Genomic DNA, 19,372 nt, shown 5'->3' with positions numbered 1-19,372 from the left:
CCTTCCAAATTAATATTGTATATTTATTTGTCAGTAATGAATATATAACAATTATGAAAAAATTACAAGTTTTTATCAATTATACCGGCAAGGTCCTTAATTACTTCACCGGCTATTATTAAGCCGGCCACTGAGGGAACAAAAGAAACACTTCCCGGTATTTGCCTCTTAGCGGTACATTTTCTGTCTGTTCCGGGAGGGCATATGCAGTTTTCTCTACAGCTGGCACTAGAATCCTCCAATGGCTTTATAGCTTTCTCCTTTGAGTATACAACTTTTAGCTTCTTGACCCCTCTGGCCCCCAGTTCTCTTCTCATAACTTTAGCCAGGGGACACACTGAAGTTTCAAAAATATCCGCCACCTCAAAACGGGTAGGATCCAACTTATTTCCGGCTCCCATGCAGCTAATAATAGGTACATTTTTCTCCTGTGACCGTAAAACCAGTTCTATCTTTCCGGATACGGTATCAATAGCATCAACTACATAATCATATAAGGAAAAATCAAACTCATCTGCTGTCTCTTTAGTAAAGAAGCATTGATGAGTTTTTACCTTGGCCTTTGGATTAATCTCTAGTATTCTTTCTTTGGCAATCTCTACTTTATATTTTCCTATGGTCTTTCTGGTTGCAATAAGCTGCCTATTTAGATTTGTTAAGCATACCTTATCATCATCGATCAAATCAATATTTTCTATACCGCTTCTGGCTAAGGCTTCTACTGTAAAACTGCCCACTCCTCCGATTCCAAATACGGCTACTCTAGCCTTAGCAAGCCTTTCTAAAGCTTCCTTTCCAAGCAAAAGCTCTGTTCTTGAAAATTGGTTCAGCACTTAAGTCCTCCTATATTAAATATTATTGTTATAATTAAGAGGGTGCTGCCATATAAAGGAATTTTCTCCTATGACAGCACCCCGGTTATTAGTTTACTTCTTCAAAATCTTCCTTACCCACACCACAGAGAGGGCATACCCAATCTTCCGGAACATCTTCCCACTTTGTGCCAGGAGCTACACCGTTATCCGGATCACCTAATTCCTCATCATAAATATAACCACATGCAGTACATTCGAATTTTCTCATAATATACCTCCATCTTGTAGATATTTAAAGCTACAAACTATGTATACCACAATATGGGCAAAATCTCAACCTCTATTTAAAAAAATTATTTTCATGTCTTTCTATAAAAAATTAAACACAATTAAAGGTTACAAATTATATACTATATGCTATAATATCACTGTAAACAGATAAGATTTGTAAATAATCTACTAATTATTTTTAATGGAGGTATTACTATGAATGCTACAATTGATCGGGATGGATGCATTGGTTGCGGACTATGTGCAGATACCTGCCCTGAAGTATTTCGTATGGATGATGAGGGACTAGCAGAAGTATATACTAATCCTATACCAGAAGATGCGACGGAAGCTGCCCAGATGGCGGCAGACAACTGTCCTGTAGGGGTAATAACAGTAGAATAGAAATACATAGAACTTAAGCTTAAAAAGATGTGCTGCATATCATAAAATATACAGCACATCTTTTTCTATTCATACTTTATTTAAAGTATATTCTTAATTTGTTTCTAAGATATATTGGTTCAAGATGCTTTCAAGCATTTCCTGTCTGCCTGATTTATTAGGAGTAATACCGTTCTTTAATGCATACTCTTCTAATTCCTTTAAACCAACCTTACCTTCAACGATATCTTTACCGATACCTTCTGTATAGCTTGCATAACGCTCAGCCTTGAAGTTCTCAAATACCTTATCTTCAATAAGCTTAGCAGCTACTCTTAATCCTTTAGCAAATGCGTCCATACCGGCAATATATGCATAGAATAAATCTTCATCTTCAAAGGAAGCACGACGTACCTTAGAGTCAAAGTTCAAGCCACCCTTACCAAGCCCGCCGTTAAGAAGAATTTCATACATAGCTAAAGTTGTATCATATACATTGGTAGGGAATTGGTCTGTATCCCATCCAAGCATAGGATCACCGGTATTGGCATCAACACTACCAAGAACACCATTGATTCTGCTCATGTTAAGCTCATGCTGGAATGTATGCATAGCTAATGTAGCATGGTTTGCTTCTATGTTCATCTTAAAGTGGTCTTGTAAGTTGTATTTTCTTAAGAAGGACAGAACTGTCTGAGTATCAAAGTCATACTGATGCTTTGTAGGCTCCTTCGGCTTAGGCTCAATTAAGAATTGTCCGGTAAAGCCGATTTCCTTAGCGTAGTCAACTGCCATCTGTAGTAATCTTGCATAGTTATCAAGCTCAAGAGCTGTATCTGTATTTAGAAGTGTCTCATATCCTTCACGACCGCCCCAGAATACATAGTTCTCTCCGCCTAATTCCTTAGTAATATCCATAGCCTTTTTAATCTGAGCTGCAGCATATGCAAATACAGTTGCATTACAGGATGTGCCTGCACCATGAACGAATTTGTCATCACCGAAAGCATTGGTTGTACCCCAGAGGCACTTAATGCCGGTACGCTTCATTTCTTCTTTAATTACAGCTACGATTTCATCTAATCTTCTATTAGTCTCAGCCAGATCATTAGGAACCCTAGGAGCTATATCAGCATCATGGAAGCAGAAGTAAGGAATCTGCATTTTCTCCATAAATTCAAATGCAGCATGTACTCTTTCCTTTGCCTTTTCCATTTCATCTTGTGTATTGTCCCAATGACGATTCATGGTTGTACCGCCGAATGGATCTACACCCATATAGGTAAAGGTATGCCAGTAGGACATAGCAAACCTTAAGTGCTCCTTCATAGTTTTACCCATAATTACTTCATCAGGATTGTAGTACTTGAATGAAAGAGCATTTTTACTTTTAGGGCCTTCATATTCAATCTTACCTACTTTAAAATAAGCCATTAATTGTTCCTCCTTTTATTATAATTAATTATTTGCAAATTTATTTAGGTAAATCACTAAGATTATACTTCTCAAATTATATGTATTTTATTCCTTATTTAGTTAAATATAAAATCCAACCAAATACGATAATGAATTACCTAGTTATATTATAATACCTGAATAAAAATTTGACAACAACTATTTGTCAATTTATTAAACTAATTCTAATTTTGCATAAAATCGTAAGAAAAACCGGTTACTCAAATATTATTTTCAATACTTGACGGTAACCGGTTTATATTAAGTATTAGCTATTATCATTAAAATTTATATTCGACTAACACATTTTTTCAACAAAGAATAATCGATAGCTAATATCCTTGCTATCCCAGCACATAATCCAGGTAAGTAATATAAAAGAGACAGAAATATCTTCCTATTTATTGGAGTTATTATATTGGATCTTACCCTATCATACTCCTTCTTAAAGGAGGCTAAAACCTTTTCCATATCTTTTTCTTTTTTATTTCTGGCTATGTATAAATAATAAGCGGCAAGAAACATACAGTAGTATTCATGGGACAAATCAAGCAGTGTCCTCTCCTTATCCTTAAAAAAATTTATTCTATCTTTAAAAAGCTGTATACCATTGTTTAATTGAATTTGCTTATCTATAAAGAAATTCCTTTTCTCCTTAACTTCATAATACATCTGTTTATCAATAATAGCAGCTTTTTTTGCTCTATAATATAGGCGGTATAATATAAAATTATCCCCATAACCACCCTCTTTTTCTAATAATTCTAATAAATTTATATCCTCAAATAAGTCTATATCAAAGAGTTTGCCGTTAAATTCAGAAGTAAATTTTCTGCTTAGAAAAGCTGCATTTCTACGATATACTCTAATTTTTCCTTTTCCAAAGTTAGTAGACTTTCTACTTAAAGATGATATTTGGCATTGATATTTAGTACAGGTTCTTAGCAAATACCTAATCATATCTTTCCTTATTCTATCCCTATTATCTACAAATGTTATATAACTTCCTTTTGCTTGTAGAAGTCCTTCATAAAAAGCTAAGGTTCTAAAGTCTTCATGAGAGCTCTTTTCTTTATCCTGTAAAATGCCAATAATTTTAATACGCATATCCATAATTGAAAGGTTATTGCATATTCTTTTACTCCGCTCACATGTGGCATCATAGACTAGAATTATCTCCAAATTCTGATATGACTGTTCCATTATACATTCCACACAGCCATATATATTGTCATCTTTTTTAGATACTGCTACTACTACGCTGACTAAGCTTTCTATTCTCATATACTTTTCCACTCCCATAAACTAATAATCTTATTTAATATCAAAAATTATAATATTATGTCAGCTTATCATAAATAATATTAACTATATTATTTCTATCATGCCACTTGCGGCATAGTTCATAAGAATAATTGCCCATATTAGTTTTTAACTTTTGCTTATCTAATAGGAGTAGAATTTTAGCTGCCCACTTTTCTGCTTCCTTAACCGGTAATATAAATCCATTGTATCCATCAATCATAATACTTCGATTTACCGGATGATTAGAGGCAAGTATAGGTCTTCCTGCTGCATGGGCTTCAAGAATATGACCTTCTTTCTGGTTTATATTTGGCTGGACAAAAATGCTACATACTTCCAGATAGGGCCTTATATCATTAGTTTCCTCAATATAATATATAATCCCACTTTCACAGGCCTCATCCAATTCCTGTTCAGAAAGGATTTTTTTATTTTCTACAAACTTTCCTGCCAATAAAAACTTAACCTTGGGATGTATTTTTCTAACCAGCTTTGCTGCTTCAATATAGCATTTAACACCATAATTACATAAAAGGGGCATGGACATAAACACCAAATCAGTTTTTGGATAGGGTAACTTCTTAATATAGTTCATGTCAACCCCTCTGCTTCTAAGTACAACTGCCCTCTTTTTACAAGCCACCTTCCATTTAGCTAGTAGATTATAATCATCTTTATATATAAAAAACATTATATCCGATTGGCAGAGTATTTTTTTATATATGAATTTGTAATATAAGTTTCTGATTTTCTGAATTATATGTTTAGTGGGCTTAAGTGGATTTAAGCTGCTTATAATAACCGACATATGTTCTACCCTACAAATCAGAGCTGCTATTCCTGCTGTTATGGTATGTTTATTAAGCAGAAGAATGACTTTATCGGGCTTAATCACTTTATATGCCATTATATAATTTAGGTAGCTTTTTATTTTATTTGAATTATTAATAAAATAAAAATTAAGACCTGTCTCTTTTATTTGATCAGCGGTTAGTGACTTTTTATAAGGCAAAACACATATTACTTCTTTACCGTCCCTATTAAGCCTATATATTAAGTCCCTTAACTCTATGTTTAATGATGGCCAGCTATCTGCAATAATCATTATTTTCATCAGCATATCCACCTAACATGCAACTATTCTTTCCATTAGTATCTATTCTATGATAATTTAGATTGTTTAGTTCCTATAATTCCAATAGCCTTTTCACATTCAAAAGTCCCCATCCTTGCTTCTCCCATTTTAGGCCTAAATCCACAGCACTTTTTCTAAGCCTAAGCTTTACATCTCGATTACTTAGCTTAGGATAGGCGGATAACAAAAGTGCAATTGCTCCTGATACAACCGGAGTAGCCATAGATGTACCGCTTTTTATGGTATACATCATAGGAAAATCAGCGGTTCTATATTTCTTTGAATTTATTCTCCCTACGGGAGTATATCGATCTGTATTACAGGATATGATATTTGAGCCGGGAGCTACTATATCCGGCTTCTTTATACAATATGGAGTCGGTCCCCTGCCGGAGTAATCCTTAGTTTTTGACCCGAATACCTCTACGGATACATTATCATCTGATGAACCTACAGTAATAACCTTTCTGCTAATACCCGGTGTAGATATGGTCATTGGCCCGGGGCCATTATTTCCTGCTGCCACTACCACTACTATCCCACTGTCCCAGACTGCATTTACCCCTTGCACAAGCAGGGAATTTTCATCTAAGCTGTCCTTGGCAGAAGTTCCCACACTGATATTTACAACCCGGATATTATATTTTTTGCGATTATCCAAAATCCATTGAAGTCCGGCCAGTACATCAGAAATATTACCGTCACCCCTATGATCAAGAACCTTAATAACAATAAGATTACAAGCAGGGGCAATTCCCATATATTTTCCTTTAGATGAAAATCCGTTTCCCCCGATTATCCCAGAGACGTGACTTCCATGACCATTGTCATCGTATGGATCTAGCTTTCCATGGACAAAATCCTTAAAGGCAACAATCCTGTTACCCCCTTCTGTAAAATCCTTATGAAGACATATCCCGGTATCTACAATTGCAACCCCCACTCCCTGGCCATAATATCCCCTATCATGGGCCCATTTACACTCAATTATATCGTTTACCCTATTCATCTGTGCGGTAATATGAGCATCTAGTTCAATATCAATAAGTCCCTCTAATTCTTTTATAGTATTCAATTTGTGTTTATCAACTTCTAATACATAGGCATTAATCATCGGCAGTCTATACTTTATATGACCCAGATTCTCTAGGATTAAACGTCTGTTTTCGTAATCTTTACAATGAACTATAATTTGAACTTTATTCTTTTTGTCCATTAATAACACCTACTGTTTTTTTATTATCCTATTCCGACAGCTTACCCAATATTCTATCTTATCCTTAGTTATAAATTGATTATAAATTTAAATTTGTCTACAAAAATTTCTATGATTTATTATAAAAACAGGAAATCAGTCAAGCTATCAATCATATGATACAGTGTAATTAATATTAGGAGGATCTACTATGAGTGATTTAGCAGCAACACATTGTGACCGTGGTGTCGGTGGATTTCAGGATTGTGGTTTTATAATTCTTATTATCCTGATCTTATTATGTTGCAATGGAAACAATAGCGGTGTATTTGGAGGAAGGGACTGTGACGGTAATGACGGATGTGGATTTATCATCATAATTCTTCTCATCCTCTGCTGCTGCTGTGGCGGAAATAATTTCGGCTTCTTCTAAACCGAAACTAAATAATCACATCATATTTCCGTAAATATTAGCTGCCTTTAGAAGCTACTATCTTCAAGCAGAGCATTAAAAAACCACACTAGAATAAACTGACCTCCTAAATATTAGATCTTTAACTCTAACATTTGGAGGTCAGTTTAAAACCATAGTGTGGTTTTTATTTTTTTATTTAAAAATCTGATAATAAGTTTCAACAGAGTCTTTCACATAAACTGCTACAATGTTGCCAATTATCATCTCCGGTGTTAAAAGGTATATATATTCAGTATCTGAAATATAAGTTAAACCGGTACGAGTATTATTATCAATATCATCATTTATATCATTTCTACTATTTTCAAAAGCATTTTCACGGTATTTTTTATAATCAACTTCATTGATTTTACTAAGTTTATCAGAATCAAAAGAATAACAATAATATGTACTTGCCCCTTTAAGATTAAGCTTAGTAAAAGTAAATATAATCTTTTTACCATCCTCAGTGGCAAAGCAATCGTAAAATGTATCAGGATCCATTTCATCCTTAAAAGATAATACATCAAGGGTTTTAATTAATGACTTGCTGGACATATTGTAAACATATACACCGCCACAGTTAATAATTATATTTTCACTATCTGCGTAAATAATATGTGGAGGTTCAGAACCAATATACCGGTTATTAATATTATCAAGACTAAGCTCATTTATCACTAACACTTTCTTATTTTTATTATTGAGTAAGAGAAAAATTGTCAGTATAAACAGGCAAAATATTGCTATAAGAACTATTATCTTTTTCTTTTTCATATTATCTCCTAAGCAAACTTCCTAGCTATAAAATTACTTTTTTGTACACTGTATTATACACTTTTTCCACTATTGCTATTAATTCATCTGTAAATATAAGTCTGTTATTATATTTTTCTTTATCGGAATCAGCTTCTTTTGCTTGAAGATAATTGATATACTTGTCGAAATCAGTATATTCAAAATAATCATTTATAACAATAGAATCTTTATAATAATTAAATCCCAACCTTACCTGTTGTAATGATTCATTTACCTCATCAGACCCACTACATTTATTTCTTACGGATACATTAAAAATTATCTCAATTCCGTCATCTAAAAACCGGTAATTATAACAGCTGACAGTGGTAAATGTATAAGCAATCTCACCATATTTTTTTTCACTAACTTCTTTCATTATCTTGTTTTTTAATTTAATATATTGTCCTACTTCATCCTTAATTGAGTATTTTGACATATCCAAATCTTGCTTCATTTCAATAGTATAATAATAGTCATTCAAAAACTCCTGGCCTATATTCATACATCTATCTAACATATCTTCTGTTGATACTTCTTGGGCATGTACATATAAATAACTAGAAACAATGCAAATACATAAAGACATTGCTAAAAACAATTTATTCTTCATATTACTTTCCTTTCTTAATAATAACCCTTTATTTAATCTTGGACTAATGCAAGTTTTCCTACAGTTTTAACTATATATTTACATCTGAATTATATACTAATTTTTTTTACTATACAAGCTATATAAAAAAAATAAGAAAAAAGAACTAAATAGTGCTTTAATAAAGGCATAGCCCATATAAGGGCTATGCCCTATTATAAAACACCCTATAGCAGTTTTCTTCTTATATTAGCATTTTTCTTTCTTTTTAGCCGTTCAACACATTCCCTGTCTATTTCATAAATTGTATTTTCTTCAATTATAAGATCTTCATCTCCTTTTTGATTTGAAGTCTTACTTTGACTGGGCCAGTTTATATCTTTAGAGTCTTTTTGTCCTTTTGCATATCTATATTCGTAATAATTATTCTGATAATTATTATGATTATCCATTATAGCCTCACATAATTATTGTCATTTCAGTATATGATTATTTTTAATAAATGTCATTACCCCATTGAAACAGAATTAGTTTTCCTATATACTATGAATACATCAAAGACGCTTACAAATTGTGTAAACCCCCTGTAAACTAATTAAAGATACGGAGTGATGATATTGTCAGGATCTATATACGGTAAAAATTTCACTATATCCACCTGGGGTGAATCCCATGGTGAAGGATATGGAGTTGTTGTAGACGGCTGTCCTGCCGGTTTACCTATAGACGAAAGTCAAATCCAAGCCTATTTAAAAAGAAGAAAACCGGGACAGACTAAATTTTCTACTCCAAGAAAAGAAGATGATAAAGTTCGGATTTTATCCGGGGTATTTGAGGGAAAGACTACGGGAACTCCCATATCTCTAATTGTATTTAATGAAAATCAGCGTTCATCTGATTATTCAGAGATTGCTTCATATTACCGGCCCGGACATGCCGATTATACCTATGACATGAAATATGGTTTTAGGGATTACCGGGGAGGCGGACGCTCCTCCGGAAGAGAAACCATCAGTAGAGTAGCCGCAGGAGCCATAGCTGCCGCTATCTTAAGAGAACTTGGCATATCGGTATATGCCTATACCAAGTCCATAGGCCCTATTACCATTGACTATAAAAATTGCCGAAAAGAATACTCATTAACTAATCCCCTATCTATGCCTGATCCTGAGGCCTCTAAAAAGGCAGAAGAATATATTCAGGAAAAACAGGAAGAAAACGATTCTGTAGGGGGCGTTATTGAATGTATCGTAACAGGCATGCCTCCAGGCATAGGAGAGCCGGTATTTGATAAGCTTGATGCCGCCCTTGCAAAGGCAGTAATGTCTATTGGGGCTGTTAAGGGTGTTGAAATTGGAGATGGTTTTTTAGCTGCCACCCATACCGGTTCAGAAAATAATGATCCCTTTGCCTATGACGAAAATAAAAAGCTAATTAAGTTAACTAATCATGCCGGAGGAATCTTGGGAGGAATCAGCGACGGTTCAGAAATCATCTTAAGAGCCGCCATAAAGCCCACCGCTTCCATAGGAAGACCCCAAACTACGGCAAATAAATTTAATGAAAATATAGAGGTACAGATTATAGGCCGTCACGATCCCATTATCGTGCCAAGGGCTGTGGTTGTAGTAGAATCCATGGTAGCAATCACCCTAGTGGATTACCTCTTCCAAGGAATGACCTCAAAAATGGATAATATTAAAAAAATTTATAATAAAAATTAAAATTTTAAAACCGGTCATGGATAAAATTCCGTGACCGGTTTTTTGCATCCTTTACTTATTTTACAATAGTATCTTTTGTTAATTGCTAATTTTTATTGATATTTATCATTTCATTGAGACACTCTATTAATATTAAGTATTTTAATAAGTAATTCCTCCAATTATCTTAGGAAATTTGATATAAAATTTAATTTTTCTTATACAATTTACAGAATTCGATTTAAATGAAAAAAGGTATTGACATCCACCTTTTTATAAGTATAATGGTAATTGAATTTTGTTTAGGAATGCTAAACTTTAAGTTTAATTTTAATAAGAAATTTGCAGAGAGGAAGCCTTCTTATGAATATAGGTCAAAAAATAAAAGAACTGCGTATTCAAAAAAGCCTTACTCAAGAAGAACTGGCTGATCGGGCAGAATTGTCAAAAGGCTTTATATCCCAACTGGAGCGGGACTTAACTTCTCCATCAATAGCAACATTGGTGGACATTCTTCAATGCCTAGGGACAAATCTGGAGGAATTCTTTAGTGGAACTACTTCCGAACAGGTAGTTTTTAAAAAAACTGATTATTTTGAAAAATATGATGCTGAACTTAAGAACTTGGTGAAATGGATTATTCCTAATGCACAGAAAAATATTATGGAGCCCATACTCCTTACCTTAGATCCCGGTGGTTCTACCTATCCGGATAATCCCCATGAAGGTGAGGAATTTGGATATGTCATAAGCGGTAACATCACCCTACATATCGGGAATAGATCTTATAAGGCAAAAAAAGGTGAATCCTTTTATTTTACTGCCAATAAACAGCATTATATTACTGCCTCAGAAAAGCACGGTGCTACCCTACTATGGGTATCCACACCACCCAGTTTTTAATATATTGAATAATAAAGGAGAAAACACTAATGACGGATAATAAATTAATAAATCTTGTAAATATTACAAAATCCTACGGCGATAATGTCGTACTGGATGAATTAAACTTATATATCCGCGAAAATGAATTCTTGACCTTGCTTGGTCCCTCCGGCTGCGGAAAAACCACTACCCTAAGAATCATTGGGGGTTTTGAAACCCCTGACAAGGGTCAGGTAATTTTTGAAGGTAAAGATATTACCAACTTACCTCCCAACGAAAGGCAGCTTAATACAGTATTCCAAAAATATGCCCTATTTAATCATATGACCATAGCAGAAAATATAGCCTTTGGCCTTAAAATCAAGAAAAAAAGTAAGGCTTATATTGATGATAAGATAAAATATGCTCTAAAACTAGTTAATCTAGATGGCTTTGAAAATCGTATGCCTAATTCCTTAAGCGGTGGTCAGCAGCAAAGAATAGCCATAGCAAGAGCCATTGTTAATGAACCAAAGGTTCTTCTCCTTGATGAACCCTTAGGAGCCCTAGACTTAAAACTTCGCCAAGATATGCAATATGAACTAATCAGACTAAAAAACGAACTGGGAATTACCTTTATATATGTAACCCACGACCAAGAAGAAGCCCTTACCATGTCAGATACTATTGTAGTAATGAACCAGGGCTATATTCAGCAGATTGGTTCTCCGGAAGATATTTATAACGAACCTAAAAATGCATTTGTCGCGGACTTTATAGGAGAAAGTAATATCCTTCCCGCTATTATGGTTGATGACAAACTGGTTAATATTTTTGGAACCAATTTTCCCTGTGTTGATACCGGTTTTGGAAAAAACAAACCAGTTGACGTAGTAATCCGTCCTGAAGATATAGATTTAGTAAAACCCGAAGAGGGAATCATTAAAGGTGTAGTAACCTCCCTACTGTTTAAAGGTGTCCATTATGAAATGGAGGTTCATGCCTGTGGTCATGACTGGCTGGTACACTCCACTGACCTATCTCCCGTTGGCAGTGAAGTCGGTATCTGGGTAGATCCTTTTGATATCCAGATAATGAATAAGCCTGAATCTGAGGATGAAGAAGCGGTAGAAATAGAACTTTAGGAGGCTTATATGAAAATAAGGAATATACTAAATACTAGGACGCCAAAAATTCCATTACAAAAAAGCGTAAGACCGGTAATAGGAAATCGCCATACTAAATGGCTGTCATTTCCATATATTTTATGGATGGCCGGCTTTATTATAATACCACTTATTGTAATTATATATTATGGACTAACAAACCAAGACAAAAGTCTGACTTTTGATAATATCGCCCTTGTACTTGACCCTATTAATCTTAGGGCACTGCGTCTTGCCCTGGAGTTATCTTTGATTAGTACAATTATCTGCCTGATACTGGCCTATCCATTGGCTATGATATTAAATAAATCAAAGATGAAAAGTAATAGTTTTATAGTTATGATAATTATTCTACCTATGTGGATGAACTTTTTACTTAGAACAATTGCATGGCAAAATATCCTTGAACGAACAGGTATTATCAATACAGTACTTAAGTTTTTTAACCTGCCTAGCTTAAATATAATAAATACCCCCAGTGCCATAGTACTTGGTATGGTATATAATTTTCTACCCTTTATGGTCCTACCTATTTATAATGTTCTGATAAAAATTGATAAAGATATTATAAATGCTGCAAGAGACCTAGGAGCAAACGGTATCCAAACTTTCCTAAAAATTATACTACCTTTAAGCTTACCGGGAGTTATTAGCGGTATAACCATGGTATTTGTTCCATCCCTGACAACCTTTGTTATTTCTACCATTTTAGGGGGAAGTAAAATTGTCCTTATCGGTAACGTTATTGAGCAGCAGTTTCGAATCGGCAATTGGCATACCGGTTCAGGACTTTCATTAGTACTGATGATATTTATATTATTCAGTATGGCTATTATATCAAAATATGATAAAGACAGGGAGGGAAGCGGCCTATGGTAAAAAATTTTTTAGGTAGATTTTTTGAAAAATTCTATGTGGGGCTTATATTATTATTTTTATATGCACCTATTATTATTTTAATTATATTATCCTTTAATAGCTCAAAATCCAGGGCAAAATGGGGCGGATTTACCCTCCGCTGGTATAAGGAACTCTTTAAAAACGAAAGTATTATGAATGCACTTTATACCACATTGATAATTGCTTTTTTATCAGCCCTTATTGCCACCATAATAGGTACTGCCGCTGCTATAGCTATAAACAGCATGAAAAAAACACCAAGAACCATTATGGTTGCCATAACAAATATACCTATGCTTAATGCTGATATTGTTACGGGTATTTCACTTATGCTATTATTTATTGCCCTTAGATTTACCTTAGGATTTACCAGCGTATTATTAGCACATATTACATTTAACATACCCTATGTCATCTTAAGCGTTATGCCAAAATTAAAACAACTAAATCCCCATACCTTTGAAGCAGCATTAGATCTTGGGGCTTCTCCGGTATATGCTTTCTTTAAAGTAATCCTGCCGGATATATTTCCCGGTGTACTGACCGGATTCTTTTTAGCATTTACCATGTCCTTAGATGATTTTGTAATTACACACTTTACTAAGGGACCGGAGATTCACACCCTTTCAACCAAAATATATACAGAAGTAAGAAAAGGTATTAAGCCGGAGATTTATGCCCTATCGACTCTTATGTTTATAACCTTATTGATCCTGCTAATTATTGTTAATCGTAAAAATGCGGAGAAAAAGCAGATCGTTAAGATATAATAATATTACTAAATATAAATAAAAGGAGGCCTTGTATGAAAAAATACTTATCTTTATCAGCCATTCTTATAGTTATTGCCCTACTTACAGGCTGCAGTTCCAATAATGGTGAAAAAGTTTATGTATACAACTGGGGTGAATATATTGACCCCGAAACAATAGAGCTTTTTGAAGAAGAAACCGGTATAAAAGTAATTATGGATGAATTTGATACAAATGAAGAAATGTATCCTAAAATTCAAGCAGGAGCAATAAATTATGACGTGGTATGCCCCTCAGATTATATGATACAAAAGATGATTGAAAATGACCTTTTATATGAGCTTAACTTTGATAATATACCAAATATAAAATATATAGATCCCAAACATCTTGAAAATTCTGAGGAATTTGATCCAGGTAACAAATATTCCGTCCCTTATTGCTGGGGTACTGTTGGAATCTTATATAACAAGACTATGGTAGATGAACCTGTAGACAGCTGGGGTATTATCTTTGACGAAAAATATTCTGGAGAAATTCTTATGATGGACAGTGTCAGAGATGCATTTGGTATAGCTTTGAAATATCTTGGTTATGATTTAAATTCCACCAATGAGGCTGAATTAGAAGAAGCTAAGGCTCTTTTACAAAAACAATATCCTCTAGTGCAAGCTTATGTGGTGGATCAGGTTCGTGATAAGATGATTGGTGATGAAGCCGCCCTTGGAGTAATTTATTCCGGAGAAGCTATCTATACCAGCAGAGAAAATCCCAATTTAGAATATGTAGTTCCTAAGGAAGGCTCCAATGTATGGATTGATTCCTGGGTTATTCCTAAGAACAGTAAAAACAAAGAAAATGCAGAAGCATTTATAAACTTTATGTGTGACCCTGAAATAGCCCTTATGAACTTTGAATATATCACCTACTCTAGCCCTAACTTAGGAGCTTGGGAGCTGATTGAGGATGAAACCATTAAAAATAGTCCTGTTGCTTACCCTCCCGATGATATATTAAACCTTTGTACCCCTTATCGTTATCTTGGAGAAGAAATAGAAAGCCTCTATATTCAAAAATGGAATGAAGTTAAAGGTGAATAGATAAAAAATAAAATGTAAGTCCATAGATATTATTGTTTAACGATAATTATTTATTGACTTACATTTTTTATTATGATAATTTCTATACATAAGAGTTTAATAAACTTTAATTATAAATGGAGGATATAATAAATGAAAAAATCTACTCTAATATTATTCACAAAGCATTTATTAGATTTTATGTTTTTTAGCGGGATTTTAGTATGCCTAGGAGTCCCCTTTATTTTTAAGCTGGCTGGAAGATATTTTACTATATTTGACCGATACTATATACCATTTTGTATTATATATATATTGTCCGGCATCTTTGCCTTAACCATACTTTATGAACTGCGAACTATGTTTAGGACCGTTATAAAGGAAAATCCCTTTGTAAGAGAGAATGTAGTATCCCTAAAGAAAATGGGCTATTATGCCTTTGTTATAGCAGCTGCCATGGTAGTTAAGCTCCTCTTTATAGTAACTCCCTCTACTGTAGTCTTATTTTTAGTATTTATTATTGCCGGTTTATTCTCCCTGGTACTTTCCCAGGTCTTTGATCAAGCGGTTACCTATAAACTTGAGAATGATTTAACTATATAGAGGAGGAAGCTAAAATGATAATGGTAAATCTAGATGTGGTTATGGCACAAAGAAAAATCGGACTAGCAGAACTAGCCAAGAAAGTTGATATTACCCAGGCTAACCTCTCTATCCTAAAAAACAATAAGGCTAAAGCCATACGTTTTAGTACCTTAGAAGCTATCTGTAAGGCCCTAGATTGTCAGCCCGGGGATATACTGGTCTATGTAAAAGATGAAGATAATAAATAATAATCATTATTAATCATAGGATACAAATGTAAATCTGCCGTTAGTCAATAATTACTTATCGTAAAACGATAAATAATTATTGACTAACGGTTTTGTTTGTGCTAAATTAAATTTAAAATTATTACTCTAATAAGGAGGATATATAATATGGAATCGCAAAGTAATTCATTGTTCCATAGGATTCGTCAAAATTATGATTATTTCTTCTTGATAAGTTTAATCTTTGGATTAATGGGAACAATTCTGTTTCATAGGGCAGGAATGGGGTTAAACTCATTTCTCTTTACTATTATTATTGTAGTACTCTTTATCTTTATAACAAAAAAACTAAATATATCTTTTACAAAATGGGTTTTGTTTTGCTTAATTACTTCCATACTACTTAGCTTATCCAATGTACTTACATCCAGCTGGAAACTGCAGTTTTTAAATAATATAGGTATACTACTATTATTAGATACCAGCTTAATCCAATTGTTATCAGAAAGAAAATCCTTAGGCTTTTTTGATAATATAAAAAATATACTATTACTTCCCTTTAAAGCCATATCTTCAATAGGATTAATCTTTGTAGAGGGGAATCGCTTTGTTAAGGATAAAAAAATAATAAAAAATGATAAATTTAGAAATATCTTGATCGGATGTATGATAGCAATACCATTAATGGTAATAACAACAGCACTTTTATCCAGTGCAGACATGTTATATGGTAAAATAGCAAAATCCATGTTTGAATGGCTTTTATATCGTGACTTTTATAGAATTATAATAAAGATTATTCTCGGAACCCTTGTATGTTACTGCTTGCTGTATGGGGTAACTAAAGAAACTGCTGTCACAGTAAAGGAAAAAACAAAAGCCAGTCCAACCATAGGAATTACAATATCTAGTCTACTGCTTTTATCCTATGCTCTTTTTTGTGGAATTCAGATATTTTACCTCTTTGCAGGAGGCATATTTGTACTACCAAAGGAATTTACCTATGCAGATTACGCTAGACAAGGGTTTTTTGAACTACTTACGGTGACCGGCTTTAATATTACTTTAATTCTTATATGTGAAAATGTTTTTGAAGAAAATAAATTTTTAAAGGGCATACTTACTGCAATCACAGCCTGTAGCTATATTATGATAGCCTCTGCCACCTATAGGATGATTTTATATATAGGGGCTTATCATTTGACATTTCTTAGACTCCTTGTACTATTATTTTTACTGATAGATTCCTTACTTTTGGCGGGAATTGTACTGTCCTTATATAATAAAACTTTTCCTCTTTTTAAGTACTGTGTAGTGGTAATTTCAATTTGCTATCTAATCTTTTCTTTTAGTAAACCGGATTATTATATAGCAAAATACTTCCTTGCCCATACTGATACTAATGAATTAGAAAGCGAAGATATTTACTTTCTTACAACAGACCTATCTTATGATGCGGCGACTCTTGTAGTGCCCCTATTAGAAAAACATAATGATAGTAGGAATCTTTACCAAATAGACAAATATTGCAAGCCTTTAATATCAGATACAAAAGATATTCGTAATTATAACTACTCTTACATGAAAGCCAAAAAATTACTAAAGGATAATTTAAGCTTTAATAAAGTTGATTAGGAAAAAACCCATTTAGACTAACCTTACAATCAGTCTAAATGGGTTTTCTATTTATCTAACTACATTTCTTTCTTCACCATTTAAGTAAGCTATTATATTTTTATAGACTTCATCAGTTACCCTCTGCCTTGCCTCTACGGTTGCCCAAGCAATATGAGGAGTAATTATAAGCTTTGTGCTGTCTTTAATTTCAAATAGGGGATTTGACTCTGCCATGGGCTCTATGGTAAGTACATCAAGACCAGCCCCTGCTATCCAATCTTTTTTTAAGGCTTTTGCTAAAGCCTCTTCATTAATTATGGGTCCCCTGCCAAGATTTAGAAGTATAGCACTGGGCTTCATTTTTTTCAGTTCTTCTTCTCCTATCAAATCCATGGTTGCCTTATTTAAAGGAGCATGAATAGAAATTACATCTGATTCTTTTAGTAAGGTATCCATATCCACTCTTTGAAAATCTTCATTATTATTTTTGCCGGAGGTGGAATAATAAATTACCTTACAGCCAAATAATTTTGCGATTAAGCCAACACCTCTGCCAATCTCTCCAAGACCTATAATACCCCAAGTCTTGCCATAAAGTTCGTGAAATTTCTTATCAAAATGGCTAAATATATCGGAACGGATATATTCTCCTGATTTTACAAATTGGTCATAATAGCTTAATTTCTCATACAAATAGAAGAAAAGGGCAAATGTATGCTGGATTACAGACTGTGTAGAATATCCTTTAACATTTGTAACTGTAATATTCCTTGAATTTGTATATTCAAAGTCAACTATATTGGTACCTGTAGCAGTTAGGCAAATAAGTTTTAAGTTGTCGGCACCGGATAAAGTCTCTTCATTCATAGCTACCTTATTAACAATAATAATATCTGCATCCTTTATCCTTTGGGGTACCTCTTTAGCTGTAGTATTGGGATACTTTATAACCTCTCCCAGGGTATTAAACCGGTCTAGGTTAACATCACTTCCCAAGGTATCAGTTTCTAAAAAAACAATTTTCATATTATGTCACCTACATTTATCTGATTCTTTCAGGAAAGCCTACCTTCTTTTGCACCTTTCTTAAGGTCTTGTTAGCAAAATACTGAGCCTTTTCCCCGTTATTCTTTATTATTTGGTCTATATAAGCCTTATCTTTACTAAGTTCTTCAAATCTATCCTGAATAGGCTTTAGCATGGCTGCTACCGCTTCCCCAACAGCCATCTTAAATTCACCGTAACCTTTTCCTTCAAATTCCTTCTCGGTTTCAGCTATGGTCTTACCGCTGGCAATTGTGTAAATTTCAATTAAGTTACTGATACCGGGTTTATCTTTAGAATGGCGGATTTCATTATCTGAATCTGTAACTGCCTTCTTAAATTTCCTAATTATAGTATCGGTATCATCCAAAAGAAATATACTGGCATTGGGATTTTCATCGGATTTTGACATCTTCTTTGTGGGCTCTTGAAGACTCATAATCCTGGCCCCTGTCTTCTTAATATATGGCTCAGGGATAGTAAATACTTCTCCATACAAATTATTAAATCTTTGAGCAATATCTCTGGTAAGCTCGATATGCTGCTTCTGGTCATCTCCTACAGGAACTATATCTGACTGAAACAATAATATATCAGCAGCCATTAAAACCGGATATGTAAACAAACCGGCATTAATATTTTCAGCATGTTTAGCTGCTTTATCCTTATATTGGGTCATACGAGAAAGTTCTCCCATATAGGTAAAGCAATTTAAAATCCAACTAAGTTCCGCATGGGCAGGAACATGGGACTGGTAATAGATACAGTTCTTTTCCGGGTCTAAACCTGCAGCAATATATAAAGTAAGAAGAGCTCTGGCTTTTTTCCTAAGCTCTGCCGGATTTTGTCTTACGGTTATGGAATGCATATCCACTACACAATAAAAACATTCATATTCATCTTCAAATTCAACCCAGTTTCTTAAGGCTCCCAGGTAATTACCCAGTTGTAAGGTACCGGTAGCCTGCATACCTGAAAATAATGATTTCTTTCCGTTTAACATCACACCACATCCAATTCGCTTATTTTTTA

General features: G+C 33.9%; 20 protein-coding genes and 1 pseudogene. 10 read left to right on the top strand and 11 right to left on the bottom strand.

Translation table 11 applies throughout. The annotated features are described in order from the left end of the window. Positions 1-62: 62 nt before the first annotated feature. Both SD1D_RS03600 and rd read right to left on the bottom strand, forming a co-directional pair. Positions 63-833 (bottom strand): tRNA threonylcarbamoyladenosine dehydratase, encoded by a 771-nt coding sequence (locus SD1D_RS03600; RefSeq protein WP_058257654.1) that lies wholly within the window; start codon positions 831-833, stop codon positions 63-65. An 88-nt stretch (positions 834-921) separates the two neighbouring features. Then, on the bottom strand, positions 922-1,083 hold the full coding sequence (gene rd, locus SD1D_RS03595; RefSeq protein ID WP_058257653.1) for a rubredoxin: 162 nt from the start codon (positions 1,081-1,083) through the stop codon (positions 922-924). 218 nt (positions 1,084-1,301) lie between these two features. Between rd and SD1D_RS03590 the strand changes: the two genes are divergently transcribed. Then, positions 1,302-1,490 (top strand): ferredoxin, encoded by a 189-nt coding sequence (locus SD1D_RS03590; protein ID WP_058257652.1) that lies wholly within the window; start codon positions 1,302-1,304, stop codon positions 1,488-1,490. Between the two features lie 93 nt (positions 1,491-1,583). Here the strand turns inward: SD1D_RS03590 and xylA are convergent, their stop codons facing one another. The 4 genes from xylA to SD1D_RS03570 form a co-directional block, all read right to left on the bottom strand. Next, complete coding sequence (xylA, locus tag SD1D_RS03585; protein ID WP_058257651.1) at positions 1,584-2,903, bottom strand: xylose isomerase; 1,320 nt, start codon at positions 2,901-2,903, stop codon at positions 1,584-1,586. 309 nt (positions 2,904-3,212) lie between these two features. After that, positions 3,213-4,208 carry a glycosyltransferase gene (locus SD1D_RS03580; protein WP_058257650.1) on the bottom strand — a complete coding sequence of 332 codons (996 nt, stop codon included), beginning with the start codon at positions 4,206-4,208 and terminating at the stop codon, positions 3,213-3,215. Between the two features lie 55 nt (positions 4,209-4,263). Next, positions 4,264-5,343 carry a glycosyltransferase gene (locus SD1D_RS03575; protein WP_058257649.1) on the bottom strand — a complete coding sequence of 360 codons (1,080 nt, stop codon included), beginning with the start codon at positions 5,341-5,343 and terminating at the stop codon, positions 4,264-4,266. A 73-nt stretch (positions 5,344-5,416) separates the two neighbouring features. Beyond that, on the bottom strand, positions 5,417-6,373 hold the full coding sequence (locus SD1D_RS03570; RefSeq protein WP_058259182.1) for a S8 family peptidase: 957 nt from the start codon (positions 6,371-6,373) through the stop codon (positions 5,417-5,419). 397 nt (positions 6,374-6,770) lie between these two features. Here SD1D_RS03570 and SD1D_RS03565 point away from each other — a divergent pair, with 397 nt between their 5' ends. After that, positions 6,771-6,992, top strand: coding sequence for a hypothetical protein (locus tag SD1D_RS03565; protein ID WP_058257648.1), 222 nt, complete (start codon positions 6,771-6,773; stop codon positions 6,990-6,992). 174 nt (positions 6,993-7,166) lie between these two features. Here SD1D_RS03565 and SD1D_RS03560 read toward each other — a convergent pair whose 3' ends face one another. The 3 genes from SD1D_RS03560 to SD1D_RS03550 form a co-directional block, all read right to left on the bottom strand. Next, positions 7,167-7,790 (bottom strand): hypothetical protein, encoded by a 624-nt coding sequence (locus SD1D_RS03560; RefSeq protein ID WP_058257647.1) that lies wholly within the window; start codon positions 7,788-7,790, stop codon positions 7,167-7,169. A gap of 25 nt (positions 7,791-7,815) precedes the next feature. After that, complete coding sequence (locus SD1D_RS03555; protein WP_058257646.1) at positions 7,816-8,424, bottom strand: hypothetical protein; 609 nt, start codon at positions 8,422-8,424, stop codon at positions 7,816-7,818. 206 nt (positions 8,425-8,630) lie between these two features. Beyond that, on the bottom strand, positions 8,631-8,855 hold the full coding sequence (locus tag SD1D_RS03550) for a hypothetical protein (RefSeq protein WP_058257645.1): 225 nt from the start codon (positions 8,853-8,855) through the stop codon (positions 8,631-8,633). Between the two features lie 165 nt (positions 8,856-9,020). Between SD1D_RS03550 and aroC the strand changes: the two genes are divergently transcribed. The 8 genes and pseudogenes from aroC to SD1D_RS03505 all read left to right on the top strand — a co-directional run bounded on the left by aroC (position 9,021) and on the right by SD1D_RS03505 (position 17,314). Beyond that, positions 9,021-10,127: a chorismate synthase gene (gene aroC, locus SD1D_RS03545; protein ID WP_058257644.1), complete on the top strand. Its 1,107-nt coding sequence runs from the start codon at positions 9,021-9,023 to the stop codon at positions 10,125-10,127. Between the two features lie 342 nt (positions 10,128-10,469). Continuing rightward, the gene (locus SD1D_RS03540; protein WP_058257643.1) at positions 10,470-11,009 is read left to right on the top strand and encodes a helix-turn-helix domain-containing protein; all 540 of its coding nucleotides are present in this window, start codon (positions 10,470-10,472) and stop codon (positions 11,007-11,009) included. 29 nt (positions 11,010-11,038) lie between these two features. Continuing rightward, entirely contained in the window at positions 11,039-12,115 is a 1,077-nt protein-coding gene (locus SD1D_RS03535) for an ABC transporter ATP-binding protein (protein ID WP_058257642.1), read from the top strand. Between the two features lie 126 nt (positions 12,116-12,241). Continuing rightward, positions 12,242-13,015: an ABC transporter permease gene (locus SD1D_RS03530; RefSeq protein ID WP_058259181.1), complete on the top strand. Its 774-nt coding sequence runs from the start codon at positions 12,242-12,244 to the stop codon at positions 13,013-13,015. After that, positions 13,009-14,888, top strand: a pseudogene (locus SD1D_RS12740) (extracellular solute-binding protein). Before SD1D_RS03530 ends, SD1D_RS12740 begins: the two are co-directional and overlap by 7 nt. Before the next feature lie 132 nt (positions 14,889-15,020). Next, positions 15,021-15,470: a DUF2975 domain-containing protein gene (locus tag SD1D_RS03515; RefSeq protein ID WP_058257639.1), complete on the top strand. Its 450-nt coding sequence runs from the start codon at positions 15,021-15,023 to the stop codon at positions 15,468-15,470. A 14-nt stretch (positions 15,471-15,484) separates the two neighbouring features. Next, a complete protein-coding gene (locus tag SD1D_RS03510) occupies positions 15,485-15,700 on the top strand; it encodes a helix-turn-helix domain-containing protein (protein WP_058257638.1) in 216 nt (71 codons plus the stop codon). A 147-nt stretch (positions 15,701-15,847) separates the two neighbouring features. Further along, the gene (locus SD1D_RS03505) at positions 15,848-17,314 is read left to right on the top strand and encodes a DUF4153 domain-containing protein (protein WP_058257637.1); all 1,467 of its coding nucleotides are present in this window, start codon (positions 15,848-15,850) and stop codon (positions 17,312-17,314) included. A 51-nt stretch (positions 17,315-17,365) separates the two neighbouring features. Here the strand turns inward: SD1D_RS03505 and SD1D_RS03500 are convergent, their stop codons facing one another. Next, on the bottom strand, positions 17,366-18,322 hold the full coding sequence (locus tag SD1D_RS03500) for a D-2-hydroxyacid dehydrogenase (protein WP_058257636.1): 957 nt from the start codon (positions 18,320-18,322) through the stop codon (positions 17,366-17,368). 16 nt (positions 18,323-18,338) lie between these two features. Then, the gene (trpS, locus tag SD1D_RS03495) at positions 18,339-19,343 is read right to left on the bottom strand and encodes a tryptophan--tRNA ligase (RefSeq protein ID WP_058257635.1); all 1,005 of its coding nucleotides are present in this window, start codon (positions 19,341-19,343) and stop codon (positions 18,339-18,341) included. Between the last annotated feature and the right edge of the window lie 29 nt (positions 19,344-19,372).

This window comes from Herbinix luporum (assembly GCF_900070325.1).
GTDB lineage: Bacteria > Bacillota > Clostridia > Lachnospirales > Lachnospiraceae > Mobilitalea > Mobilitalea luporum.
Note: the sequence above shows the minus strand (reverse complement) of the source record. Positions and strands in the feature narration are given on the sequence as shown.